This is a genomic window from Streptomyces sp. PH9007 (assembly GCF_059813725.1).
The window spans coordinates 2,015,420-2,041,092 of record NZ_CM187440.1; the positions used below are offsets into that span (position 1 = coordinate 2,015,420).

Sequence of the window (25,673 nt, forward strand, 5' to 3'; positions counted from 1 at the left end):
CCGACCGGAGATGACACCGGGCGGGCGGGGCGAGCGGGAGGGCCGATGCCGATCCAGATCAGGTTGACCGTTCTGGGACGGGGCACCGCCGACGGCGGGGTGGACGTCCAGATCACCGCTCCCGCCGACACCCCGCTCGCCGCCGTACTCGGCTCGCTGGCCGCCGCCGCGGTGCCGGGCGCGGGCGCGCCGGGCACGGTGTACTGCGAGGACGAGCGCCTGGACCCGCAGCTCGCCCTGCTGGGGCAGCCGCCGCTCGTCGAGGGCGCGGTGCTCTCCTTCCACCAGCCGCTCACCGGGCCCCGGCCGCCCGCCACCGCGGCCAGGCTGCTGGTGGTGGCCGGGCCCGACGCGGGTGGGGTGCACCTGCTGAACGGCGGCGAGGTGCGGATCGGGCGGTCCTCCGGCGCCGACGTCGCGCTGCGTGACCCCGATGTGTCCCGGCTGCACTGCGCGCTGACGCTGGGCCCGGACGGCTCGGTCACGGTCACCGACCTCGACTCCACCAACGGCACCCAGATCGACGGCCGGCCGGTCACCGCGCCGGCCACCCCGCTTCCGGCGGGCGCACCGCTGCGACTCGGCGAATCGACACTGCGGGTCGTCCCCGCGGCGACGGTCCGGGCGGCCGGGGCCGCGGAGGGATCCGCCCCCGGGCTGCCCGGTCGGGGCACGACGGCGGGGGAGGCCGACCCGTACGGCGTGACACCGGCCGGTGCCGGGGGCGCGTCCCGGCCCGACGCGGCGCCGTCCGGCGCCCGGACCCGGCCCGGAGGCTACGCACCGGAGACGGAACGGGCGGCAGGCCACGACCGGGAGAACGACTCCCGGGACGGCTCCACGATGCCGGCCCAGCGCGACGGCCACGCGTCCGAGGACTCCCGCGCGGGCGGGGCGCCCCGGCGGCGGGAGGAGCGCACCGCCCACCACACCGGCGCGGACCGGCCGCCCCACGCCCCGGAGACGGCCCGGCGCCACGACGAGCGCCCCGGCACCGCGACCTCGCCGGTCCCCGGGGCCCGGGGCTCCGGGGGCGCCGGCGAGCGCGACCCCTTCTCCGCTTCCCCCGGTGACGCCCGGGGGCGGGCGGGGGACACCGCGACCCCGGCGGAGCGGGAGAGCGGTGACCGCGCGCGGGAGCAGAGCGGCACCACCACGGGCACCACCACCGGCCGGGGCCCCGGCGATCGGGACGGCACCGACAGCACCGGCGGGCGCGAGCGCGACCCCTTCGACAGCGCCCGCCCCGACTCCCGGGGCCGCACCGGCAGTACCGCCTCCGGCCAGGACGCCGCCGCTCCACCGGACGGCGGGCGCACCGTCCGCAGCGAGCCCCCGGCCGCCGGCGGCCACGAGGCCCGCGACACGCCCGGCACCCGCCGTACCGTCCGGAGCGCGCCCGCCCCGTCGGACGGCGGCGACCGGCGTGAGCACACGGGAGGCGTGGCGGAAGGCCGTCCGCACGACGGCCCGGCCACGGCCGGAACCCCCCGGGGCCCGAGCACCCACGGCACTCTCGGCGGCGGCCCCGGCGCGCCCCGTCCGGATACTCCGGGCGGGGCGGGCGGCGGCGGCACGGCAGGGGCCGGCTCTCCCGGTGGCCGTCGCGGGTCCGCGTCTGTCGCCGGCACCACGGACCGTCCCGAACGTCTCCCCGGCACCGGAAGCCACCCGGGCCGGGACACCGGTGACGGGCGCGACACCGGCCAGGACTCCGGGCGCGCGTTCTCCCGTCAACCCGGCGCCCCCTCCGCCTCCCCGTCGCAGGCGCAGGCGCAGGACAGCCGCGTCACGGCAGGACGGGCCGGCGCCGGGGAAACCGGCGGCGGCACGGACCGGCCCGCAGCCCGTCTCACCGGAAGCACCGGAAGCACCGGAAGCACCGGAGGCACCGGAAGCACCGGAAGCACCCAGGACCGGTACGCGGCGGCCGGGCCCACCGGCGGACATGCCTCCGGCCACCAGCTCACCGACGTGCCGGTCCAGAGCCGGGGCAGCGTGGCCGAGGCCGAGGCCGAGCGCCATGCCTCCGCCCACCGGGTACGGTCCGGGCCCACCGAACGCCCCGGCACCGGTGACGCCCCGGGCGCGAACCCGCCGCCGACCGGCGGCCGGCGCGGCAGCGCGGCGGAAGCCGGCGCGGCGCCGTCCGCCACGGGTGCCGCCCAGCACCCCCCGGCCGGTACCGGCGCTCAGCCCGGACGTGGGCTGCCCGACGCCGACGGCGACGGCGACCAGCCGCACACCACCCGGATCGCCGCCCCGCCCCCGCCGCGGGAGCGGCCACGGATCGGTTCCGGCCCGGAGGGCCACCGTCCGCCCCAGGGACAGCAAGGGCCAGACGGGCAGGTCACGCTCGTCGGGCAGCAGGCCGTCCGGCAGCGCAAGGGGATCGTGGGCTGGGCGCTGCGCGTCGGGCGCGGAGCCGGGCGCGCGGCCGACCCCGAGGAGGCCGCCGCCGCGCGGGCCGAGGCGGCCGCCGCCGACGCCCGGTGGCCGGATCCGGCCGCCATACTGCTGTCCGCGCTGGAGGGCGACCCCCGGCTGTGGGCGCGCGACGCCGCGCACCCCGAGGCGTACACGGTGCGTCTTGGCACCACCCAGCGCCCGGCCGGGCCACTGCTGCCGGTCACCATCGGCCTGCCGCAGGCGGGTTCGCTCGGGCTGGCCGGGCCGCGCGAGCGGCTGACCGGTCTGGCGCGGACCGTCCTCGCCCAACTGGCCGCCCTGCACGCCCCCTCCGCCCTGCGGATCGCCGTACTGGCGGACGGCGGGGCCCGCGAGTGGTCCTGGCTCGGCTGGCTGCCGCACCTGCGGCCCGCCCGGGGCGAGAACTGCCGGCTGCTGCTCGGCTTCGACCCCGCCCAGATCACCGCACGGCTGCGCGAACTCTCCCAGGTGGCCCGGGAGCCGGACGAGGGCCCGCGTACGGTCGTGCTGCTCGACGGCGACCCCGGCAGCGCCGCCGCCCGTGAGGCCGCCGCGCGGCTCGCGGCGGAGGGGCCGGCGGCCGGCATCCATCTGCTGGTGCTCACCGAGACCCCGCCGGCCACACCCGCCTCCCCCCTGGACGAGGCCCTCGCCGCCGCCCGGCGCTCCTCCGCCGCGTTCCGTGCCTGCGGCACCGCCGGAGTGCTCAGCGGCGCCGTCGCCACCTCCCTGCGGCTGATCGGCGAGGACGGGCAGCCGGGCCCGGTCGTCACCGCCGACGCCGTCTCCCCGGCGTGGGCCGAGCGGTTCGCGCGGGCGCTCGCGCCGTTGCGCGAGCAGGAGGACGTCGCCGTGGGGGCACCGTCCCCGCAGCCGCTGCCCGAGAACGTCCGGCTGCTCGATGTCCTGGCGCTGCCCCGGGTCACCCCGTCCACCCTGCGCGAGCGCTGGGCGCACCGATCCGGGCTGCCGTTCGTGCTCGGCCTGGGCGGTACGGGTCCGGTCGAGGCCAATCTGGCCGCCGCCCGCGCGCCGCTGATGATTTCGGGGCCGCCCGCCTCCGGCCGCACCGAACTGCTGTGTTCGCTGGCCGTCTCACTCGCCGCCTCGGCCGGTCCGGCCGCCCTGTCGCTGCTGCTGATCGAGGGGTCGGCGACCGGCGGCGGGCTGCGCCCGGCCGCCGAACTGCCGCAGGTGGCCGGGCATCTGGCGGCCACGGATCCGGTCCGGATGCGGGCGTTCGCACAGGATCTGCGCGCCGAACTCAAGCGGCGCGCCCTGCTGCTGGGCGAGGAGGCGTCCGGTGCCGCGTCACCGGGCGTGGTCGCGCCCCGGCCGCCCGCCGACGACGTGCGCCGCGAGGCCGCGCTCCCCCGGCTGGTGGTGCTGGTGGACGATCTGGACCTGCTGCTGGCGCCGCCGCTCGGCGCGCCGGGGCGGCCGGCCGCCGGCTCCGTCATACGGGTGCTGGAGTCGATCGCCCGCGAGGGGCATCGGCTCGGCGTGCATCTCATCACGGCCGGCTCCGGCGGCGCGCCGGGCACCGGCACCCCCGGGGGGCGGCTGCCGGACACGGCCTGGGCACGGGTCGCGCTGTCGGGTTCCCCCGCCGGACGCGCCGAACTGCGCACAGGGTCGGGGCAGCTGATCCCGTTCCAGGTGGGGCGGGTCACCGGCCGCATCCCGCGCACCGCGACGCTGCGGCCCACCGTCACCCTGGTCGACTGGACCACGGCGGGCGACCCGCCCGCCCGGCGGCCGGTGCGGGAGCTGGGGAACGGGCCGACCGATATCGCGCTGCTGGCCTCGGCGGCGGCGCGGGCGGGCCGCACGGACCCCGCGGGCACCGCCTCTCTCGTCTGACCCACACACTCCGACATCCCTCCACACATTCGAACGCTTTCCCTCGCTGAGCTGCGACAACCGATAACGGGGTAGTCACAAAGGGGAGTTGGCAGCACAGCTGCTCTTGCCTGCCCCGACGCCGGAGCGTAGGACGAGGGACACAAGGACGTGCGGCGTGGCATGCCCGGTACCGCACAACCGAGTGCCGTGAGCCCGCCACGCCAGATCGATGGAGGACGGAACTCATGCGCAGTTCGATTCGGGGACCCCGGAGAACGGCCCGCGCGGCCGCGGCGGTGGCCGTCGTATCCGCACTCGCCTTCACGGCGGCGTGCAGTGGCGACAGCGACAGCGACGGGGGGAACGGCAGCGGAGGCAACGACAGCGAGGGCGAGCACTCCTCCTCCATAGAACTGCCCGACCTCGGCGGCCAGTCGCTGGAGGTGGCGGCCGTGTGGACGGGCGCCGAGCGCGACAACTTCGTCGCGGTGCTCAACGAGTTCGAGGAGCGCACCGGCGCGAAGGTCAGCTTCGTGCCCAGCAGCGACAACGTGTCCAACTTCGTCGGCACCAAGATCGAGGGCGGCGCCCCGCCGGACATCGTCATGGTGCCGCAGGTCGGCGTGCTGCACGAGTTCGCGGAGAAGGGCTGGCTGGCCCCGGTGGGCCCCTCCGTCCAGGAGCAGCTGGACGCCAACTTCGGCCAGGGCTGGCAGGATCTGGGCGCGTACGACGGCGAACAGTACGGCGTGTACGTGAAGGTCGCCAACAAGTCGCTGGTCTGGTACAACGCCACCTCCTTCGCGACCGCGGGCGCCACCGAGCCCACCAGCTGGCAGGAGTTCATCGACACGGCGTGGCTGCTGTCCGACTCGGGCACGACCCCGGTGTCGGTGGCCGGCGCCGACGGCTGGACGCTCACCGACTGGTTCGAGAACATCTACCTCTCACAGGCCGGCCCCGAGGCGTACGACCAGCTCGCCGCGCACGAGATCCCGTGGACGGACGAGACCGTCACCAACGCCCTCACCACCCTGGGCGAACTCTTCGGCGAGGACACCCTGCTGGCCGGCGGCGCCTCCGGCGCACTCCAGACCGACTTCCCCGCCTCCGTCACCAACACCTTCTCGGACCTGGAGGCCCCGTCCTCCGGCATGGTCTACGAGGGCGACTTCGTGGCCGCGTTCATCGCGGGCAACACCGACGCGGTCGTCGGCGAGGACGCGCTGGTCTTCCCGTTCCCGGCCGTGGACGGCGAGGCCCCGGTGGTGACGGCGGGCGACGCCGCCGTGGCGCTGACCACCGACGGCACCGCCACCGAGGCGCAGGAGGCGCTGCTGGCGTTCCTGGCCTCCACCGACGCGGCGCGCATCTGGGCGGGCCCGGGCGGCTACCTCTCCCCCAACCACTCGCTGGAGCTGGAGGCGTACCCGGACGAGGTCACGCAGGGCATCGCCGAGGCGCTGATCGCCGCCGGTGACAACTTCCGCTTCGACATGTCCGACCAGGCGCCCGCCGCGTTCGGCGGCACCACCGGGCAGGGCATGTGGCAGGGCCTGCAGAACTTCCTGCGCGACCCGGCCGACATCGAGGGCGCCCAGGAGTACCTGGAGGCCCAGGCCGTGCGTGCGTACGGCAACTGACACGGAGCGGGGCTGACTTACGACCATGGCTTCCGCCAAGGCAGTGGCGGTCATCAGGGCTCGTCCCTGGGCCGTCGCCTGCTTTCTGCTGCCGGCCCTGCTGCTGCTCGGCGCGCTGATCGTCTACCCCATCGGGTACTCGATCCAGCGCAGTCTCTTCGACGCGTCGGGCAGCACCTTCGTCGGCCTGGACAACTTCCAGGATCTGTTCACCAATGACGCGACCCGCAAGGCGCTCAGCAACACCCTGATCTGGATCGTGGTGGCCCCGGCCGTCGCCACCGGGCTGGGGCTGATCTTCGCGGTGCTCACCGAACGCATCCGCTGGGCCACCGCGTTCAAGCTGGTGGTCTTCATGCCGATGGCCATCTCCATGCTGGCCGCCGGCATCATCTTCCGGCTGGTGTACGAGCAGGACCCGGACCGCGGTCTGGCGAACGCCGCGGTGGTGGCGGTGCACGACACCTTCTCCGGCGGGGCCGAGTGGCCCGACGCCCGTCCGCGCCCCAACGGGGAGCTGGCGGGGCAGGAGGACGGCTCGTACCTGCTGGCCACCCCGGCGCGCGCCGGGGAGCCGGTGCTGCTGCCGCTGGTCGGGGTCAAGCCGGCCGATGCCGAGGGCGCGGCGGAGGCCGCGCCCGCCGCCGCCGACCCGGGGGCGGTGACCGGCACCGTGTGGCTGGACTTCGCGCCCGGCGGCGGTGGCGCCCCGGATGTCATCGACCCGGGTGAGAAGGCCCTGTCCGGGCTCACGGTGGAGGCGGTACGGGAGGACGGCTCCGTCGCCGCCTCGGCCACCACCGGGGACGACGGCACCTTCAGCCTGCCCGCCGAGGACGCGGACGGTACCCAACTTCGGCTGTCCGCAGGCAACTTCACCGCCGCGTACAACGGGGTGGAGTGGCTCGGCCCGGCGCTGGTGACGCCCGCCATCATCGCCAGCTATGTGTGGATGTGGGCGGGCTTCGCGATGGTCCTGATCGCCGCCGGCCTGGCCGCCGTCCCCCGGGAAACCCTGGAGGCGGCGCGGGTGGACGGCGCGAACGAGTGGCAGGTGTTCCGCCGGATCACCGTGCCACTGCTGGCACCGCTGCTCGCGGTGGTGCTGGTGACCTTGATGATCAATGTGCTGAAGGTCTTCGACCTGGTGTACGTGATCGCGCCGAGTTCCTCCCAGGCGGACGCCAACGTACTGGCCCTGGAGCTGTACCGGTCGTCGTTCGGCGGCGGGGCGAATCAGGGTCTGGGCAGTGCCATCGCGGTGCTGCTGCTGGTGCTGTGCATCCCGATGATGATCATGAATGTGCGGCGGCTGCGACAGGAGAAGAAGCGGTGAGCGCCTCGACCGAAGCGGCCGCCACGGCCGCCCCCAACCCGCCGCCGCACCGTACGGACGCCCCGGCCGGCCCGCCCAAGCCCTCCTTCGCCTCGCGCGTCGGCGCGATCGCGGGCGGCGGCGCGGTCCGGGTGGTGCTGACGGTCCTGGCCGTCCTGTGGCTGCTGCCCACCGCCGGGCTGCTGGCGTCCTCCTTCCGGGACCCGCGGGACATCGCGTCCTCCGGCTGGTGGGAAGCGCTGACCGACCCGGGCCAGTTCACGGGGGCGAACTACAGCGCGCTGCTGAGCAACGACGCCTTCACCAGCTCGCTGTGGACGACGATCGCGATCACCGTCCCCTCCACCCTGCTGGTGATCATCCTGGGCGCGCTGGCCGCGTACGCCTTCGCCTGGCTGGACTTCCCCGGCCGGGACTGGCTGTTCGTGCTGGTGGTGGCGCTGCTGGTGGTGCCGGTGCAGGTCGCGCTGATTCCGGTGGCGCGGCTGTTCAACACGCTCGGCATCTTCGAGACGACGGTGGGCGTGGTCATCTTCCACTCCGCCTTCGGGCTGCCGTTCGCCATCTTCCTGCTGCGGAACTTCTTCGCGGAGATCCCGCGCGAGCTGCTGGAGGCGGCCCGTCTCGACGGGGCGGGCGAGCTGCGGCTGTTCACCCGGGTGGTGCTGCCGCTGGGCGGTCCGGCCATCGCGGCGCTGGGCATCTTCCAGTTCATGTGGGTGTGGAACGACATGCTGGTGGCGCTGATCTTCGCCGACTCCAGCTCCCCGCCCATGACGGTGGCGCTCCAGCAGGAGATGCGCCAGTTCGGCAGCAACATCGAGGTCCTCGCCCCCGGCGCGTTCCTGTCGATGCTGATCCCGCTGGGCATCTTCTTCGCCTTCCAGCGCCAGTTCGTCACCGGCGTGATGGCGGGCTCCGTCAAGTAACCACGCCGGAGCACACGCGCGAGGGGGCCGTCCCGACCGGGACGACCCCCTCGTTCACGCCTCAGCCACGTCGGCGCCCGGTGCGGGCGGGACACACCTCACGAGGTGCGGCCCGGCGACCGTCCGATCGCCAGCAGGTGGGAACTGGCGGCGAGCAGTTCGGGGTACGGGTCGGCCAACCGGGCCGCCGCGAGAGCCGACTGGAAGAGTTCGTCACTCGGCGCGGCACCCGACTGGACTTCCACGGCCTTGAGCAGCGCCCATGTCGGGCCCTCGACTCCGAACACCTGGACGTCCGCCAGTCCGGCCTCCCGCAGTTCCCCGGCGAGTTCCTCGGCACGGTGGAAGTAGGCGACGGTGAACCGCCCGAGGCCGTCGTGCACGGCGGACGCGAGGATTCCGGAAACGGACGCCTGCATACGGTCGGTGTGCAGCTGTGCCGCCGCGGTGTGGTCGAAGACACTCGCGTAGCGGTTGATACCCGCCGCCGCGACGATCCCGCCCGGCCGAACCGCACGTACGGCCTCCGCCAGCGCCTGCCGGCGGTCCGCTTGGTCCGGGAGGTGGTACAGCGGGCCCAGCAGGTTCACCGCGTCGTAGCCGGCGTCCGGCACGGGGAGGCTCCGCGCGTCTCCCAGCGTCGCCCCGCACACCTGCCTGGCCTGCTCGACGTGGCGCGCGACGGGGTCGATCAGGTCCACGTGATATCCGTCTTCGACAAGCCATCGCGCGTGAACGCCCGTACCGCCCCCGACATCCAGCACCCGCGCCGGGGCGGGCGGCAGGAAGCGGCGCAGGATCTCCTGCGTCCGCAGCATCTCCAGCCGCCCATCGGCGGAACGGGTCAGGCGCGCGTCCTCGTCGGTGCCGTGCGTGTAGTAGTGCTCGACCTCCGGCAACAGCTCTGCTTCCGTCATGGCAGAAGTGTGAGGTGGTCCGGTGGAGCGGTCCACTCCTTTGATCTCACGAGGAGCTGGGGCATCGCGCGCCCCGTCCCCGGGGGCGTTGGTCCGAACGGAGGGACCCGGCCCACGACATCCCAGGGATCCACCGAATCCCGCACGACTTGAGGGATTGTCGGATGGTCCGTGTATTGCTCCCTCGTCCGGTGGATGTGGTGCCGTGCCCCGCTTCAGCGTCATCGTGACCGTCCACCAGGCATCGCCCGAGCAGCTGCACGCCGCCCTCACCTCCGTCCTGGGACAGCGCCTCGCCGACCTCGAACTCATCGCCGTCGACGAGGCGTCCTCCGGCGCCAGCGACCAGGTCATCCGGGGGTACGCCGCCGCCGACCACCGCCTCGTACGGGTGCGGCTGCCCTACCCGGCGGGCCCCGGCGCCGCCCGCAACGCCGCCCTGGAACGGGCCCGCGGCACGTACGTCCTCTTCCTCGACGCCACCGACACCCTCGCCCCCGGCGCCCTGCCCGCCATCGACGCGCGGCTGCGCGCCACCGGCGACCCGCAGCTGCTGCTGTTCCGGGACACCACAGGCGACGACCGGCGCGGCCTGTACAGCCAGCAGCCCCCCGAGGTGATGACCCTCGCCGACCGCCCCGGGCTGCTGTGGCTGGACCCCGCCGCACACACCCGCGCCCACCGCCGCGACCTGCTGGACCGTCTCGCCCTGCGCTTCCCGCCCGGGCACGAAGCGCACCTCCCGTTCGGCCTGCGGGCCCTGCTCGCCGCCGGGTCCCTGGCCGTCCTGGACCGCTGCTGCGTACGCCGCCCCGCCGCCCCCGCCCGGCCACCGCGCGGCCGTGAGCACCTCGACGTCCTGCGCCAGTACGACCGGCTGTTCGCCACCGTCACGGAGCCCCGCTGGCGGGCCGCCCTCTACCACCGGATGCTCGCCCACCTCACCGAACTCCACCAGCGGCCAGGACTGCTCCCGCCCTCCACCCGCACCGAGTTCTTCCGGCGGGCCGCCGCGCTGTGCGCCCGGCACCGGGTCACCTCGGGGGCCACCGCGCTCACCGACGCCAGGAGCCGCACCCGCAGCCTCTCCGTCCTCGCCCGCCGGCTGCGCGCCACCACCGCACGGACCGTCCGCCGCGCCGTCCGGTTCCTCCTCCCCCGGCTGACGGCGTGCGGTCGCGGAGTGCGCGCCGCCGCGTTCCATCTCACCTACCGCTTGCACCTCCTGCGCCCCCTGCGGCCCGAACTGGCGGTGTTCCTCCCCGCCACCGGGGCCTACACCGGCCACCCCGCCGCCCTGGAGACCACCGCCCGCGCCCTCGCCCCGCACCTGCGCACCGTCTGGGTGGCCGGCCCCGAACACGCCCCGCACCTGCCCGACGGCGGCCCGCGCCGGCTGCACCCGTACTCCCTGGCCACCGCCCGCGCGCTGGCGCGCGCCCGCTACCTCGTCAGCGACGCCCCGTTCCCCGGCCCCGTCCCGCGCGCCCCGCGCACCGGACAGGTGCGGCTGCAGACCCACACCGGCACCCCGATCGCCCGGCCGCACGGCCCGGACGGCCCCGCCGATCTGCCCGCCCTGCTGCGGCAGATCGACTGCTGGACCGCCGCCCTGTCCGCCGGGCCGCACGCCACCCGCACCGCGCGGCACGCCTACCCCGGCGCGTACACCCTCCTGGAGTACGGCTCCCCGCAGGCCGACCGGCTGGTCACCGCGACCGACGACGACGTACGCGCCGTGCGGGCCCGGCTCGGCATCCCCGAGGAGGCGCTCGTCCTGCTGTACGCGCCGGCCGAGCGCCCCTACGAGCCGGCCCCGGCCATCCCGCGCCTCGATGTGCCCGGCCTCGCCGCCCGTCTGGGCCCCCGTCATCTCCTGCTGACCCACGCCCCGGAGGCGCCCCCGGCCGACGGCTCGGGCAGGAGCACGCGGGCCACCGGCCGCCCCTCGCTCATCGACCTGTGCCTCGCCGCCGATGTGCTGATCACCGACTACCACCCGGTGATCTTCGACTACGCGCTCCTGGACCGGCCGATCGTCGTGCACGCCGAGGACTGGGCCGACTACCGCACCGCCCGCGGTGTGTGCCTGGAACTCCCCGACTGCCCGCCGGGCCCCGTCACCCGCACCGAGGACGAACTCCTCGCGCTGCTCACCGACCCCGCCCGCCCGCTCTGGAACGATCCGGCCGCCGCCCGGCGCCGGGCGGCGTTCCGGGCCCGCTTCTCCCCCGGGGACGATGGCCGGGCCGCCGAACGCGTCGTCCGCGAGGTCTTCCTCGACGGCCGATCCGTCCCCCCGGTGACCCCGCCCGCCGGGGACGGTCCCCGGCCGGAGCCCGGCGCAGCGCACCCGCGGCAGCCGCACGCCCACCGCGTCACTGGCCCCGAGCCCCGCCGGCCCACCGGCCCCGTACCGGCCCGGCAGGGCGGCGCCCCATGACCTCCCGCAGCGTCAGCGTCGTCGTCATCGCCTACAACGACGCCGCCCACGTCGCCGACGCGGTGCGCTCCGCGCTCGCGCAGGGCCCCACCGTGGCCGAGGTGATCGCCGTAGACGACGCCTCCACCGACGCCACCGCCGCCGTCCTGGAACGGCTGGCCGCCCGGGAACCCCGGCTGCGGCTGCTGCGCCACCCCGTCAACAGCGGCGGCTGCGGCACCCCCCGCAACACCGGCCTCGCGGCGGCCCGCGGCCGGTACGTCATGTTCCTGGACAGCGACGACCTGCTGCCGCCCGGCGCCGCCGCCGCACTCCTCACCGCCGCCACCCGGCACGACGCGCCGGTGACCGCCGGCCGGTGCGTACGCCGCGAACTGCCCGCCGGCACCGAACGCCCCTGGCAGCCCGCCCTGTTCGAGGCGCCCGCCGCGCCCGCCGTGTACGACCCGCCGCGCCGCCACCCGGAGCTCGTCCACGACACGCTGTGCGTCAACAAGCTCTACGAGCGCGATTTCCTGCGCGCCCACCGCATCACCTTCCCCGAAGGCCGCTTCCCCTACGAGGACTTCGTCTTCACCGCCCGGGTGCTGGCCGCCGCACCGCGGCTGGCCGTGATCGCGGACCCGGTGTACGTCTGGCAGGTGCGCCGCCGCTCCACCGCCCTGTCCATCTCGCTCGACCGGGGGCGCATCGAGCACTGGGCGGGCCGCCTCGAAGCGCACCGCCAGGCCGTCGACGTGCTGCGGACGGCGGGCGCGGAGCGGCTCGCCGGGGCGGCCCGCACCAAGTTCCTCGACCACGACCTGCCGCTGTACATCCGCGAACTTCCCTCGCGCGGAGCGGAGTTCCAGCGCTGGTGGTGGTCGCTGACCCGCGCCCACCTGGCCGCCTTCGCCCCGGCGGAACGGGCCGCGGCCCGCCCCGCGCACCGCTGGCTGGCCGCCCTGCTGCTGGCCTCGCCCACCCCGCGCGAACTGGCCAGGATGGCGGCGCTGACCGCCGCCCCGCCCCGGCTGCTGCCCCCGCTGGCCGCCTCCGGCGGCCGGCCCGTGTGGTCCGCCGACCTGCCGGACCTGCCCCTGGAGGGCCTGGAGCACCTCCCCCTGGAGGCGCTGCCGCTCACCGTGGACGCCGAAGTCGCGGGCCCCGGCGCGTACCCCGTCCTGCGGCTGCGCGTCCACGAGCTGTACGGGCGGCTGGCGGCGGCCGACGTCTACGGGGTGGACGTGGAACTGTGGCACCGCGAGCGCGGCCGGCTCGGGCAGCGGCGCAGCGTGGCGCTGTTCCCCGACGGGACGGGCTGGGTCGCCTCCCCCCGGCTGGATCTGACCGCGCTGCCCGCGACCGACGCGGCCCTGGCGGTGTGGGACATCAGGGCGGGCATCCGCTGCGCCAGGGGCCGGACCATCATCACCGGGGTACGACCTGTGGGAGCGGCGCCGCGTCGCGCCGTGCTGCCCAGCCGGCGGCACGGACTGCTGCTGGTACAGCCGTACACCACCTCGCACGGCGCACTGGCGCTGCGGGTCGCGCCCGGGATGCGGGGCGCCACGGGGGTGGCGACGGCCCGGCTGCACCGCATGCTGAAGAACTGACCGAAGGAGAACCCGGATGACAACCTTCCTGATCACCGGCGGAGCGGGTTACATCGGCGCCCACGTCGTACGGGCGCTGCTGGCGGCGGGCGAACGGCCGGTGGTGTACGACGATCTGTCCACCGGGCTGCGGGCCCGGGTGCCGGAGGGGGTGCCGCTGGTGGAGGGCAGCACGCTGGACCGGGTGCTGCTGGACCAGACGATCGCCCGGCACGAGGTGGGCGCGGTCATCCATCTGGCGGCGAAGAAGCAGGTGGCGGAGTCGATCAGCCGGCCGCTGCGCTACTACCGGGAGAACGTGCACGGGCTGCAGATCCTGCTGGAGGCGGTGCGCGGGGCGCGGATCGAGACGTTCGTCTTCTCCTCCTCGGCGTCCGTCTACGGGGCCCCGGCGGACGATGGGCCGGTGACGGAGGACACCGTGTGCGCGCCGATCAGCCCGTACGGCGAGACCAAGCTGATCGGCGAGTGGCTGGTGCGCAACGCTGGGCGGGCGCACGGCATCTCCACGGCCTGCCTGCGGTACTTCAACGTGGCGGGCGCGGCGGCACCGGAGCTGGCGGACACCTCCGTCTCCAACCTCATCCCCATGGTGTTCGAACGCCTGGACGCGGGGCTGCCGCCGCTGATCTTCGGGGACGACTATCCGACGCCGGACGGCACCTGTGTACGGGATTACATCCATGTCGAGGACCTGGCGCAGGCCCATGTGGCGGCGGCACGGGCGCTGTCGGAGCAGCCGTTCGCGGGGGACCTGACGCTGAACATCGGGCGCGGGGAAGGGGTCTCGGTGCGGGAGATGGCCGAGCAGATCGGCGTGCTGACGCACCACGAGGCGCTGATTCCGCAGGTGGGGCCGCGCCGGGTGGGCGATCCGGCGCGGGTGGTGGCGCGGACGGACGCGGCGGCCAAGCACCTGGGCTGGAGTGCGCGGCGCGGCGTGCGGGACATGATCACATCGGCGTGGACGGGCTGGCGCTTCATTCGGTAATTCCGTAAAACATGTACGCTTCTCCGTATGAGTGACGGCCTGGAGGAACGGGTGGCGGCGCTGGAGAGCCGGGTGGCCGCCCTGGAGAGCGCGTCCGGCGGCGCGGGCGCGGGCCCCGCCGACGGACGCGGGTCCGGGCCCGCCGGGGACTTCTGGGCACTGGAGGGCCTGCGCGCGCAGCTGCCCGAGGACGGCACGGGCGGGGTGCTGTTCACCGGCTCCGCGCGGCTGCCCACCGAGGAGTTCGCCGAGTGGCAGTTCGGCCTGGCCACCGACACCGTGCTGGCCGCCGACTGGGAACAGGCGGCGGAGTCCTTCGCGGCGCTGGGCCACCCGGTACGGATGCGGCTGCTGCGGGAGATCGTGCACGGCCGCCGCACTGTGGCCGAACTGGCCGCGCTGGAGGACCTGGGCACCACCGGCCAGATCTACCACCACCTGCGGCAGCTGACCTCGGCCGGCTGGCTGCACACCCCCCAGCGCGGCCGGCACGAGATCCCGGTCACCCGCGTCATCCCGCTGCTGGTGGCGCTGGCCATCACCCAGTCACCCGGCTGAAGGGCCCCGCATGAGTACGTTCCGCTTGATAGCCCCCCGGCTGTACCGCGCCTGCTGGTGGGCGTTCCTCCCCCTGGCCCTGCTGAGGGAGCTCTACGACATCCCGGGGTTCCTGCCCTGGACCGTCCTGCTGGCCGGGGCCGCCGTCCAGTTCGCGGCCTCCCGCCCGCCGCGTCACCACGTGTACCCGCCGCCGGTGGAGGTGGCGGCGCCGGTCACCGGCCGCTGGATGGGGCTCAACAGCCCGGCGGACAAGGTGCCCAGTCATGGCACGCACGTGTACGGACAGAGCCACGCCATCGACATCGTCGCCGAGCCCGAGGACGGTTCCCGCCCCGCCTTCGGCTGGTGGCCGCCCTCCCGCCCCAACCGCGACTTCCCGGCGTTCGGCGCCCCGCTGCTGGCGGTGGCCGGGGGCACGGTGGTGCGCGCCCGTGACAACCAGCGCGACCACCGCAGCCGCAACTCCTGGCCGGCCCTGATCTACCTGCTGATCGAGGGCATCTTCCGCGACATCGCCGGCCCGTACCGCGTCATCGGCAACCACGTGATCCTCGACCTGGGCGACGGCACGTACGCGATGTACGCCCATGTGCGCAAGGGTTCCCTGCGGGTCCGCGAGGGCGACCGCGTTGCCCCGGGCCAGCTCCTGGGGGAGTGCGGCAACACCGGCAACTCCACGGAGCCCCACGTCCACTTCCAGCTGATGGATCACCCCGACGTCAACCGCGCCCACGGCATCCCCTTCACGTGGACGGGCGTGGGCGTCCCGGCGAACACCGAGACCTTCACCGTCCCGGATCCGGTGGTGGCGCCGGCCACATCCGGCAAGAACGCGTTGCCATAAACGGGACGCCGTGGTGCGCTGGGGCCATGGAGTTCACGGATGTACTGGCCGAGGTCGGGGGGCGGTTGCGGCGGGTGCGCCAGGAGCGGGGGGTGACGCTGGCCGCGCTGTCGGAGGTGACCGGCATCTCCACCTCCACCCTCTCCCGGCTGGAGTCCGGGCAGCGCCGCCCCTCGCTCGAACTGCTGCTGCCGCTCGCCAAGGCGTTCCAGGTGCCGCTGGACGAGCTGGTGGGGGCCCCGCCGGTGGGTGATCCCCGGGTACGGCTGGCGCCGCGCCAGATCCAGGGCGGGCGTACCGTCGTCCCGCTCAACGCCCACCCGGGACCGCTCCAGGCGTACAAGATGATCATCCCGGGCCAGCCGGAGGGGCAGCCGGTCCCCGATCAGCGCACCCACGAGGGGTACGAGTGGCTCTACGTGCTCAGCGGCCGGCTGCGGCTGCTGCTCGCCGACCGTGACCTGGAGCTGGGGCAGGGGGAGGCGGCCGAGTTCGACACCCGGCTGCCGCACTGGTTCGGCAGCGCCGACAGCCGGCCGGTGGAACTGCTCAGCCTGTTCGGCCCGCAGGGCGAGCGCATGCACGTCCGCGCCCGCCCCAAGAGCGGCTAGGTTCGCAGCGGCGCCTCGCCCGTGTCGAACTCCATGGAACGCAGCCGGGCGTCCGCACCCAGATAGGCGACCGTCGCGCGGCCCCTTGCCGTGGCCACCGCCGCCGGATTGCCCACCGCCATGTGGGGCTCCGTCACCCACGGCGCGGGCGACACCGCCACCGCGACCCGGCCCGTCTCGTCCCGCACCGCCACCAGCGCGTCGTCCGCCTCCGCCACCGGCCCGCACCCCACTCCGCCGGGCATCAGTGTGACCTGCGGCTTTACGCCTTCCACCCCGTCCACCACCGCCGTCTGCAAAGCACCGGTGCCCGGCCGGCGGAAGTACAGCGTCACCCCGGCCCCCGCCTGCCGCGCCGTCAGCGGCCCCGTGACGGCCGGCAGTCCGGCGTCCACCGGGTCGCCGAACCCACCGTCGGCCCGCTGCCGCCACAGCAGCACCTTCTCGTGCGTGGCCACCAGGATCCGTATCCGGCCGTCCCTGGCCGTCGCCGCCACCGGCCGGCTCCCGGCGTCGGAGCCGCCCAGGTCCTGCCAGGTGCCCCACTCCCCCGTCCCCGGGTCCCGCGTGCGGGCGCTCAGTCCATGCTCGGCGTTCCGCACCGCGACCACCACCCGCCCCGCCGCGTCCACCCCGACGGCGGGCACCGACAGCTGCCAGCTCGCCTCCGCGTCCGTACCGCCCGGCGCGCCGAGGGACTCCCACGGCCCGAGCCCCACCGAGGCGATCACCTCCCGCCGGTACCCGGCGTCGCCCGGCGCGCCGCCGACCGTACGGGTCCCGTACACCGCCGGCCGCCCGTCCGGGTGGCGCACCATGACGAGTCCGTCGTCGATGCCCGTTCCGGGCAGCAGCTCCGGGCCCTCCCACTGGGTCTCCCCCGTAGCCCGCCGCCACACGGCGAGCCGTCCGCTGAGCACCGCGCAGGCCAGCACCCCGTCGTCGTCCAGCCGGTGCAGCCAGTCGGTGCCCATCTCGCGCGGGTCGCGCATGACCGGCACCCAGCGCAGCACGGGGGTGGCACCCGTCTTGTAGTCGCCGCAGCCGTCCGGGTCGCCGCAGGTCGCGCCGACCCCGCCGTAGATGTGCAGGGTGCGCGCCTTGGCCTCGACGGCCGCCGGGCTCAGCGTGGGGGGCAGGGCACCGCCCCGGTACCCGAGGTAGCTCTGCACGCTGAAGTACGCCGGGTCCTCGGCGGCGTACCGCTCCAGTGCCAGCTGGGCGAACCTCGCCCCGTACATGTGGTCCTGGTGGTCGGTGTACTTCTTCTTGCCGGGCAGCCGGTCCGGGGTCGGGTCCTGGAACCTGACATGGGTGGGGCCGGACGCCCGCAGCAGTCCGGTGAGGGCGGCGGTCAGCTGGTCGCCGGTCACCGTGAAGTCCTCGCCGACCACGCTGCCGCGCGCCCGCAGCGATTCCAGCGTCCCGACCTGGCCGCGCCACAGTCCGCGCAGCGACTGCGGCACCTCGTCCGAGACCTTGCGCGCCTCGCGCAGTTGCAGCCATATGAGCCGCAGGGAGGGGCGGGCCAGCAGCGTGTCGCACTGGGCGGGGAAGCCGCCGGCGGTGGACAGGACGACGGAGTTCCAGCGGCTGTTGTGGTCGCCGGTCGCCATGTGGGCGTACGCGGCGCGCAGTCCGTTCTGCCGGGCGCGGGCGAAGCGTTCGTGGCCCTCGCTCGGGGAGGGCCGCCCGGGGCCGCCGTTGCCGTTGACGCCGTTGGACTCGCCGGAGGTGAGGATCACGGTGGTGAGCGCGGCGGCGCCGCCCAGCGTGCAGCTCAGGTCGGGGTTCATGAAGTACAGGTCGTCGTCCGGGTGGGCGATGACCTGCACGACCGAGGCGGTGTCCGCCGGGTCGGGGAGCGCGTCGTGGCCGTCGCCGCCGGGTATGGGGCGCAGGGCCTCGATGAGGGTGGCGGCCCCGAGGACGGAGGCGAGCCCGCCCCCGAGCAGCGCGCGGCGGGACAGACTCATGGAGCGGGTTCCTCGCGGGGATGGGGCAGCAGGATGCGCCGGGACACCAGATAGGTGAAGGGTACGGCTCCGGCGGCGGCGAGCAGCGGGGCGGTGGTGCTGTTCAGTCCGGCGCCGCTGACCAGCAGATACAGGCCGGCGCTCTGCGCGAGGTAGTTGGTGAGCTGGGTCAGCGGGAAGAAGGCGAACTTCCGCCAGCTGGGGCGGGTGCGGTAGGTGAAGTAGGTGTTGAGGAAGAAGGAGCCGACCATGCTGGCGAGGTAGGCGATGGTGAAGGCGGAGAAGTACGGCAGCCAGCGGTGCAGGGGCAGGTAGCAGAGGTAGAAGGTGCCGGTGTTGACGACGCCGATCAGGGCGAACCGGCCGAACTGGGCCAGCTGGGCCGCCCGGGGCCCCGTCGTCATCGTTCGAGGTCCTCGGCGGGGGCCGGCTCGACAGCCGGGCCCGGGGCCGGGCTCGCCCCGGCGAGGGGCCCGCGCGCCGGGGAGCGCACCTCGCCGCTCTCCTTCACCAGGTAGTGCGGCCGGCGCTTGGTCTCGTAGTAGATGCGCCCGATGTACTCGCCGATCAGCCCGAGCATCAGCATCTGGAGCCCGCCGAGCCCGGCGATGATGGCGACCAGGGTGACGTACCCGGGAACGGTGACCCCGCCGCTCAGGGCGGTGACGATCACCCAGCCGGCGTACCCGGCCGCGAGTGCCGCCAGCGCCAGACCGGTGTAGATGGCCATCCGCAGCGGCCGGTTGTTGAAGGAGATCAGGCCGTCCATGCCGTAGTTGAGCAGCGAGCCGAACCGCCACTTGCTGCCTCCGCCGCCCTGCCGTTCGGCGTCGCGGCAGTCGAAGGTGACGGTGTCGAAGCCGATCCAGGAGAACAGCCCCTTGGAGAAGCGGTTGTTCTCCGGCAGCGAGAGCAGCGCGTCCACCGCCGCCCGGGACAGCAGCCGGAAGTCGCCGACACCGCTCGTCAGCCGCACGTCCACCCAGCGGTTGACGGCCCGGTAGTACAGCCGGGACAGGAGTCCGCGCACCGCCTTGTCGCTGGAGCGGTCGCGTTTGGCGACGACCTGGTCGTGGCCGCGCCGGTGCAATTGGAGCATGTGGCCGATCAGCTCGGGAGAGTGCTGGAGGTCGGCGTCCATCAGGACCACCGCGTCGCCGCCGGCCGCCCGCAGTCCGGCGAGCATGGCGGCCTCCTTGCCGAAGTTGCGGCTGAAGGAGAGGTAGCGGGTGTTCGCGGGGTGTTCGACGCGCAGGGCGCGCAGTCGGGTGAGGGTGTTGTCGGCGCTGCCGTCGTCGACGTAACACAGCTCGTAGCCGACGCCGAGCCGGTCGAGGCTGGTGCGCAGCTGCTGGTCGAAGCGGTCGATGACGGCCTCTTCGTTGTAGCAGGGGACGACGACGGACAGCTTCATGGACGAGCTTTCCTTCCGGTTGTCCCGGATATCCCGATCTCCCGCACAACGCGCGGGATCCGCGCTGCCGTGGACAGCCCGGCGTGCCTCAGTATGGTGCAATGCACCTATTTCATCCCATTTGCGACATGCGAAGGAGGGCGTCCGGGTGACACCGCGCACCACCGCATCGCGCCGCCGCCCGGCACTCGCGGTGGCCGCCGGAGCCGGCGCGCTGCTCGCGGTGAGTGCCGCCCTGGGACGGTACGTACGTCCCACCTCCGACGACTGGTGCGCCGCCTGGAAGACCCGCGAACTGGGCATCCACGGCATCACCTGGGACTTCTACACCACCCAGAACGGCCGGGTCGCCAACGCCTTCCTCAACGGCGTCACCTACACCGCCGGGCTGCTCGGCCCGAAGCTGCTGCCCGCCTTCCTGCTCCTCACCCTCGCCGCCGGACTCGTCGTCCTGGGCCGCACCCTGGCCCTCCGCACCGGCCGCGAGGCTCCGCTGCCGGCCCTGATCGCCGCCGCCCTCGTCCTGCCCGCCCTGCTGGTGTACGCCTCGCCGCTGCCCTACCAGACCCTGCTGTGGGCCCCCGCCACCATCTCCCACACCCTGCCCGCGATCATCGGCCTGTGGCTGGTCGTCTGGGCGCTGTGGGCCCAGCGGCGCGGCAAGCGAGCCCGCCGCGCCGCGCTGCTCGGCGTCCTGGCCGCCGGGGTCTTCCTCGGCACCCTCAGCGAGGCGTTCAGCGCGGTCGCCCTCGTCCTGGCCGGCCTCGCCGGGCTCGCCGCCCTGGCCCGCCGCCGCACCCCCGACGGCCGCTACGTCCTCACCTGGTGCGCCGCTGGATGCCTCGGCCTGCTCGCCGGGCTCGCCCTGCTCTACACCTCCCCCGGCGCCCGCGCCCGGCGCCGCGTGCACCCGCCCGCCGGCGACCCCTTCTCCACCGCCGAACTCTCCGCCACCGTGCACGACTGGCTGCGGGTGTGGGAGTTCCTCGGCCGCGCCGCCGGCTCCTGGGTGTGGCTCGGCGCGTTCACCGTCGGCGTCCTGCTCGGCCTGGCACTGCGCACCGCGCCCCTGTCGCTGCCCCCGCTGACCGCACCCCACGTTCCCCCAGCCTCCGGCCGGGGGCGCCCCCGGCCGGCCACCGACACCCCCGTACGGCGCGGCGCCGACTCCGGCATGGTCGTCCTGCCCGCGCTGCCCGGGATCTCCGGCCGGCTCGCCCCGGCCGCCCCCGCCCTCGCGGTGGCGCTCGCCTCGCTGGCCGTCGTCGCCGCCCTGCGCCTGGGATACGGGGCAGGCGGCTGGACGTACTACCGCACCTGGAACAGCTTCCTGCTGCCCCTGCTGCTCGCCCTGTGCTGCTACGGCATGCTCGCCGGCCAGGCCCTCGCTACCCGGCTGCGCCCCCGCGCCCGCACCGTGGCCGCCCTCCTCACCACCGCCGCCACCCTGGGCGCCCTGGCCGGACTGCTCCCCGAGGTACGGTCCCTGGCCACCGAGACCCGCGACCGCGCCGCCGCCTGGGACGCGCAGGACACCCGCATCCGTACCGAGGCCGCCGCCGGTGCCACCGCCGTCGGCTACCAGCCGCTGCACATCGCCGGGCTCACCGAGCCCTTCATGGCCAAGAACGCCGAGGGCGACTGGGCCGCGCGCTGTGTCGCCGGCTTCTACCAGGTGGACCGCATCGAACCCATCGAACCCCGAGGGGGCGCAACCCCATGACCGACACGACGCTGACACCGGACGTCACGGTCGTCGTCATCGCCTACAACGACGCCCACCGGCTGCCCCGCGCCGTCCACTCCGTCCTGCGGCAGACCCTGCGCAACCTGGAGGTGATCATCGCGGACGACTGCTCCACCGACGACACCGAACGGGTCGCCGGCGAACTGGCCGCCACCGACCCGCGGGTGCGCGTCCTGCGGCTGCCGGAGAACAGTGGCGGCTGCAGCGCCCCCCGCAACGCGGGCATCGACGCCGCCCGGGCCCCGTACCTGATGTTCCTCGACAGCGACGACGAACTCCCCCGCCACGCCTGCAAATCCCTGCTGCTGACCGCCGAGGCCACCGGCGTCGACTTCGTCACCGGCGAAGTCACCCGGGTGAACGAGGAGAACGGCGCCCGCGGACTGTGGTACCCCGAACTGTTCGACAGCGACGTACGCGTGGTGGACGGCATCGCGCGGGCGCCCGAATTCTTCACCGACCACCTGTCCACCAACAAGCTCTACCGCGCCGCGTTCATCGCCCGCCACCGGCTGCGCTTCCCGACCGGCATGCACTACGAGGACCAGTTGTTCACCGCGAAGGCGTTCACCCTCGCCGACCGCTTCGCCGTCGTGCCCTGGCCCGTGTACACCTGGTACCTCGCCCACGACCCCGGCCAGCTGTCCATCTCCTCCAGCCGGCACAAGATGGCCAACGTCCGCGACCGGGTACACGCCGCCCGGCTCATCGACACCTTCCTCACCGACAGCGGCAACGCCGCGCTGCGCCCCGCCAAGGACACCAAGTTCCTCCGCCACGACCTGCGGCTCTACCTCGGCGACCTGCCCTTCCGCGACCCGGCCTGGATCGAGGAGTTCACCGAGGTGGTCTCCGAGTACCTCAGCACCGGGATCACCCCGCAGGCGCGCGCCGAACTCCCCCGCGAACAGCGCGTCTGCCAGTACCTGCTCACCGCCGGCCGTTTCGAGGACGCCCAGGCCGCCGCCCGCACCCTGGGCCGCCCGCTGCTCGCCCCCCGCGCCGTGGTCCGCGACGGCGAACGCACGTACTGGGGCGACCACCTGCCCGACGACCCCGACGCGCTCGCCGAACTCGACATCACCGAGTGGCAGCTGGACGCCCAGCCCTTCACCTCCCGCCCCGTACGGCACGAGCTGACCCGGGTCACCACCGCCGGCGCGAGACTGCGCCTCGGCCTGCGCACGTACGACCCGGCCCGGCTGCTGGCCGACCCCGACGGCATCACCGCCGAACTGTGGCTGGCCGCCGCGGGCGAGCCGCTGCGCGTCCCCTTCGCCTACGTGCCGGCCGGAACCGACCGCTACGAGGCCGACATCGAGGTCGACCTGCGCAAAGTGCCCATGGCCGCCAAGGGGTTCAAGGGCCGCCGCCACCCGGTGATCGCCCTGGAACGGCTCGGCCTGCGCCGCACCGACATCCTGCTCGCCCCCGGCGATCTGCCCGCCCGCCGCACCCGGCTCGCCGGACACTCCATCGGCGTCGCCGTGGAGGAACGCGGCGCCGGCCGCCTCGAACTCACCTGGTCCCGCTCCGGACTGCTGGCCGGCGCCGAGGTCATCGCCCCGACGCTCGGCCCGGTCCGCCGCAAGACCGCCCGCATCAGCCGCCGGCTGTCCGGACCCCGCCTGAAGACCTGGACGTACCAGGAGCTGAAGCGGCTGCCCCGGGACCGCGACCTGGTGGTCTTCGAAGCGCTGGAGGGCCGCGGCTACGCCGACAGCCCCCGCTACATCTACGAGGAACTGGTGCGGCGCGGGCTGCCCCTGAACGCCGTGTGGTCCCACGCGGGCGACCCGTCCGGCTTCCCGCCCGGCGTCCCGCTGGTGCGGCGCGGCAGCTGGGAGTACGTACGGACCCTGGCCCGCGCCCGCTACTGGGTCGACTCGCACGGCTTCCCCGCCGCGTACGGCAAGCCGCGCGGCACCCGCTACCTGCAGACCTGGCACGGCCAGGCGTTCAAGCACATGGGCTTCGACATCCCCGAACTGCGCTTCGGGAGCGAGGAGAAGCAGCGCCTGCACCGGGACGCGGTCGCCCGCTGGGACCTGCTGATCGCGCCCAGCGAGGAGTTCGAGCGCACCTTCGTCCGGGCCAACGGCTACACCGGTGAACTGCTGCGCTGCGGACTGCCGCGCAACGACGTGCTGGTGCGCTGGCGGGAGGTGGAGGCCAGGGACCGGGCCCAGGCGGCGCGGGTGCGGCTGCAGATCCCGGACGGGCGCAAGGTACTGCTGTACGCGCCCACGTTCCGGGACGGAGCACGCGGCTCGGGCGCGTCACTGCGGGTGGACCTGGCCCAACTCGCGGCCGGCATCGGGCAGGAGTGGACGATCGTGGTCCGCCCGCACTACTACGAACGCTTCGAAGTACCGCGCGAGGTGGCCCCGGTGGTGCGGGACGGGCGCGGCTTCCCCGACATCAACGATCTGCTGCTGGCCTCGGACGCGCTGCTGACGGACTACTCCTCGGTGATGTTCGACTACGCCAACCTGGGGCGGCCCGTCCTGCTGTTCGCCGACGACTACGAGCACTACCGCAACAGCGCGCGCGGCGCGTACTACGACCTGGCGGAGATCGCGCCGGGCCCGGTGCTGACGGAGACCGGGGAGCTGGTGGAGGTGGTGAACGACCTGGACCGGGTGCAGAAGGAGCACGCCGACCGGTACGCGGCGTTCCAGAGCCGCTTCACGACCTACGAGACCGGCGGCGCCAGCTGGGCCGTGGTGGAACGCTTCTTCGAAGGAATCGCCTGATGAAACACCGCAACATCTTCCTGACCGGCATCGACGTGGACTCCATGGGCGGCTCCCAGCGGGTGCTGCACACCCTGGCCCAGGGGTTCGCCGGGCGCGGGCACCGCGTGGAGCTGATCGGCATCCGGCCGAGCCCCGAGCCGCACACGTACCAGCCGGACCCCGGCTACGGGCACACCACGCTCTACCCGGAGCCGGCACCCGAACCGTGGCGGGCCAACACCTTCGCCGAGCGGCTCAACTGGTCCCGGATGAGGGAACAGCGCGCACGGTCGGACCACCGCGACGAGGCGCTGGTGAAACTGAAGGAACGGCTGGCCGCCGTCGACACCGGCTACCTCATCATCGGCTCACCGTGGGCGGCCGACTGGCTGCGCGCCGCCGAATGGCCGCATCTGCGCGGCATCGGCCAGTACCACGAGTCGTACGAACAGGCCCGGGCCTCCGCCAACCTGCGGCTGATCCTGCGGCACTACCCGGAGCTGGAGAAGTCCGTCTTCCTCAGCGAGGGCGACGCCGCGCTGTTCCGCCGCGACCGCCTCCCCAACGCCGCCACCATCCCCAACCCCCTCCCGTTCAGCCCGGGCCCCGCCGCGCGTCTGGACACCCGGCGGATCGGGGCGGTCGGCCGCCTGGAACCGGTCAAGCGCCTGGACCGGCTGATCGACGCGTTCGCGGACACCACCACCCGGGCGCCCGACTGGGAACTCCACCTCTTCGGCGACGGCCCGCTGCGCGGCACGCTGGAGGCGCACGCGGCCTCGCTCGGAGTGGCGGAACGGGTCCACTTCCGCGGCAGCGTCCAGAACATGGCCGCCGCCTACCGCGAACTGTCCCTGCTGGCCCTCACCAGCGACCGCGAGGGCCGCCCCATGGCGGTGGCGGAGGCGGCGGCCTGCGGCGTCCCGACGGTGAGCTTCGACCTGTCGGCGGGAGTGCGCGAACTCGTCAAGGACGGCCATACCGGCACCCTGGTCCCGCCCGGCAACACCCACGCCTTCACCCAGGCCCTCACCCACCTGATGACCGACACCCCCCGCCGCCACCACTACGGCGCGGCGGCCCGCAACCACGTGGCCCCCCTGGACCTCCCCCGGGTCCTGGACCGCTGGGAAACCCTCTTCGAGGAGATCGACCGCTGACCCGACTCAGAACTCATTCTTGGGGCTCTGCCCCTGCGGCGTGCTGAAGCAGGCGGACGTCAAAGAGACCAGCAGGAGAGAATCGGCGTCCGTCTTGCCCGCCAGAGTCACGTAAACGGCGTATTCGACATCGGTGTTCTCGAGCAACATCATGGGAGACCGGTTCGCGTTGTTCGCCTCCCCTTCCTCGACAACCGTCCACCCCTCCTGCGGAAGCGATTCCCGAAGGCGCTCCATTCCCTCCCTCAGGGCCTCCCTGGGGACTCCGCGGATGGACCACGGGTGATGGATCTTGTAGAGCCTTTCCTTGTCGGGGTCCTCTTCACAGATGGTCACGCCAGGCCCTGGCTGAGATGCCTCACCCTGGACGGAAATGATGTCGAACAGCCTGCTGGAGAGTTGCCTGGCCGCCTCACGGGAGTCGTCCACGGAACTCACCGTCGGCGCGTGATCCAGTTGTTCTTTTCCGGGTTCATCCATGACCGAGCACCCC

18 protein-coding genes are annotated in these 25,673 nt (G+C 74.2%); 13 read left to right on the forward strand and 5 right to left on the reverse strand.

Annotated features, from left to right (window positions below; genetic code table 11):
* The first annotated feature begins 45 nt into the window (after positions 1 to 45).
* The 4 genes from ACTFAP_RS09065 to ACTFAP_RS09080 all read left to right on the forward strand — a co-directional run bounded on the left by ACTFAP_RS09065 (position 46) and on the right by ACTFAP_RS09080 (position 8,183).
* Positions 46 to 4,293 carry an FHA domain-containing protein gene (locus ACTFAP_RS09065; protein WP_500468757.1) on the forward strand — a complete coding sequence of 1,416 codons (4,248 nt, stop codon included), beginning with the start codon at positions 46 to 48 and terminating at the stop codon, positions 4,291 to 4,293.
* A 227-nt stretch (positions 4,294 to 4,520) separates the two neighbouring features.
* Complete coding sequence (locus tag ACTFAP_RS09070; protein ID WP_500468759.1) at positions 4,521 to 5,918, forward strand: ABC transporter substrate-binding protein; 1,398 nt, start codon at positions 4,521 to 4,523, stop codon at positions 5,916 to 5,918.
* 25 nt (positions 5,919 to 5,943) lie between these two features.
* The gene (locus ACTFAP_RS09075) at positions 5,944 to 7,254 is read left to right on the forward strand and encodes an ABC transporter permease subunit (protein ID WP_500468760.1); all 1,311 of its coding nucleotides are present in this window, start codon (positions 5,944 to 5,946) and stop codon (positions 7,252 to 7,254) included.
* The gene (locus tag ACTFAP_RS09080; protein WP_495684161.1) at positions 7,251 to 8,183 is read left to right on the forward strand and encodes an ABC transporter permease subunit; all 933 of its coding nucleotides are present in this window, start codon (positions 7,251 to 7,253) and stop codon (positions 8,181 to 8,183) included. The genes ACTFAP_RS09075 and ACTFAP_RS09080 overlap by 4 nt, the downstream gene beginning before the upstream one ends.
* A 98-nt stretch (positions 8,184 to 8,281) precedes the next feature.
* Here ACTFAP_RS09080 and ACTFAP_RS09085 read toward each other — a convergent pair whose 3' ends face one another.
* Positions 8,282 to 9,100, reverse strand: coding sequence for a methyltransferase domain-containing protein (locus tag ACTFAP_RS09085; protein ID WP_495684162.1), 819 nt, complete (start codon positions 9,098 to 9,100; stop codon positions 8,282 to 8,284).
* Positions 9,101 to 9,305: 205 nt separating this feature from the next.
* Between ACTFAP_RS09085 and ACTFAP_RS09090 the strand changes: the two genes are divergently transcribed.
* The 6 genes from ACTFAP_RS09090 to ACTFAP_RS09115 are packed head-to-tail and all read left to right on the forward strand — an operon-like array spanning position 9,306 to position 16,145.
* Complete coding sequence (locus ACTFAP_RS09090) at positions 9,306 to 11,543, forward strand: bifunctional glycosyltransferase/CDP-glycerol:glycerophosphate glycerophosphotransferase (RefSeq protein WP_500468761.1); 2,238 nt, start codon at positions 9,306 to 9,308, stop codon at positions 11,541 to 11,543.
* Positions 11,540 to 13,138 (forward strand): glycosyltransferase, encoded by a 1,599-nt coding sequence (locus tag ACTFAP_RS09095; protein ID WP_495684164.1) that lies wholly within the window; start codon positions 11,540 to 11,542, stop codon positions 13,136 to 13,138. Before ACTFAP_RS09090 ends, ACTFAP_RS09095 begins: the two co-directional genes overlap by 4 nt.
* 16 nt (positions 13,139 to 13,154) lie before the next feature.
* Complete coding sequence (galE, locus tag ACTFAP_RS09100; RefSeq protein ID WP_495684165.1) at positions 13,155 to 14,129, forward strand: UDP-glucose 4-epimerase GalE; 975 nt, start codon at positions 13,155 to 13,157, stop codon at positions 14,127 to 14,129.
* Between the two features lie 27 nt (positions 14,130 to 14,156).
* Positions 14,157 to 14,687, forward strand: coding sequence for a helix-turn-helix domain-containing protein (locus ACTFAP_RS09105; protein ID WP_495684166.1), 531 nt, complete (start codon positions 14,157 to 14,159; stop codon positions 14,685 to 14,687).
* Positions 14,688 to 14,697: 10 nt separating this feature from the next.
* Entirely contained in the window at positions 14,698 to 15,534 is an 837-nt protein-coding gene (locus tag ACTFAP_RS09110; RefSeq protein ID WP_500468762.1) for a M23 family metallopeptidase, read from the forward strand.
* Positions 15,535 to 15,560: 26 nt separating this feature from the next.
* The gene (locus tag ACTFAP_RS09115; RefSeq protein ID WP_200366851.1) at positions 15,561 to 16,145 is read left to right on the forward strand and encodes a helix-turn-helix domain-containing protein; all 585 of its coding nucleotides are present in this window, start codon (positions 15,561 to 15,563) and stop codon (positions 16,143 to 16,145) included.
* On the opposite strand, the gene ACTFAP_RS09120 is transcribed toward ACTFAP_RS09115, so the two are convergent.
* Genes ACTFAP_RS09120 through ACTFAP_RS09130 form a run of 3 tightly spaced genes read right to left on the reverse strand, consistent with a single transcriptional unit; the run spans position 16,142 to position 19,535 of the window.
* Complete coding sequence (locus ACTFAP_RS09120) at positions 16,142 to 18,121, reverse strand: PLL family lectin (RefSeq protein WP_500468763.1); 1,980 nt, start codon at positions 18,119 to 18,121, stop codon at positions 16,142 to 16,144. The genes ACTFAP_RS09115 and ACTFAP_RS09120 overlap by 4 nt on opposite strands.
* Positions 18,118 to 18,525, reverse strand: coding sequence for a GtrA family protein (locus ACTFAP_RS09125; protein ID WP_495684170.1), 408 nt, complete (start codon positions 18,523 to 18,525; stop codon positions 18,118 to 18,120). Before ACTFAP_RS09125 ends, ACTFAP_RS09120 begins: the two co-directional genes overlap by 4 nt.
* Positions 18,522 to 19,535, reverse strand: coding sequence for a glycosyltransferase (locus ACTFAP_RS09130; RefSeq protein ID WP_495684171.1), 1,014 nt, complete (start codon positions 19,533 to 19,535; stop codon positions 18,522 to 18,524). The genes ACTFAP_RS09125 and ACTFAP_RS09130 overlap by 4 nt, the downstream gene beginning before the upstream one ends.
* A 148-nt stretch (positions 19,536 to 19,683) precedes the next feature.
* Between ACTFAP_RS09130 and ACTFAP_RS09135 the strand changes: the two genes are divergently transcribed.
* From ACTFAP_RS09135 to ACTFAP_RS09145, 3 genes are read left to right on the forward strand one after another with little or no spacing between them, the layout of a single operon-like run.
* Positions 19,684 to 21,258, forward strand: a complete 1,575-nt coding sequence (locus ACTFAP_RS09135; RefSeq protein WP_500468764.1) for a DUF6056 family protein — start codon at positions 19,684 to 19,686, stop codon at positions 21,256 to 21,258.
* Complete coding sequence (locus ACTFAP_RS09140; protein WP_500468765.1) at positions 21,255 to 24,038, forward strand: bifunctional glycosyltransferase/CDP-glycerol:glycerophosphate glycerophosphotransferase; 2,784 nt, start codon at positions 21,255 to 21,257, stop codon at positions 24,036 to 24,038. The genes ACTFAP_RS09135 and ACTFAP_RS09140 overlap by 4 nt, the downstream gene beginning before the upstream one ends.
* Positions 24,038 to 25,180: a glycosyltransferase gene (locus ACTFAP_RS09145; RefSeq protein ID WP_500468766.1), complete on the forward strand. Its 1,143-nt coding sequence runs from the start codon at positions 24,038 to 24,040 to the stop codon at positions 25,178 to 25,180. Before ACTFAP_RS09140 ends, ACTFAP_RS09145 begins: the two co-directional genes overlap by 1 nt.
* A gap of 6 nt (positions 25,181 to 25,186) precedes the next feature.
* On the opposite strand, the gene ACTFAP_RS09150 is transcribed toward ACTFAP_RS09145, so the two are convergent.
* Positions 25,187 to 25,660: a hypothetical protein gene (locus ACTFAP_RS09150; RefSeq protein WP_500468767.1), complete on the reverse strand. Its 474-nt coding sequence runs from the start codon at positions 25,658 to 25,660 to the stop codon at positions 25,187 to 25,189.
* Positions 25,661 to 25,673 lie beyond the last annotated feature (13 nt).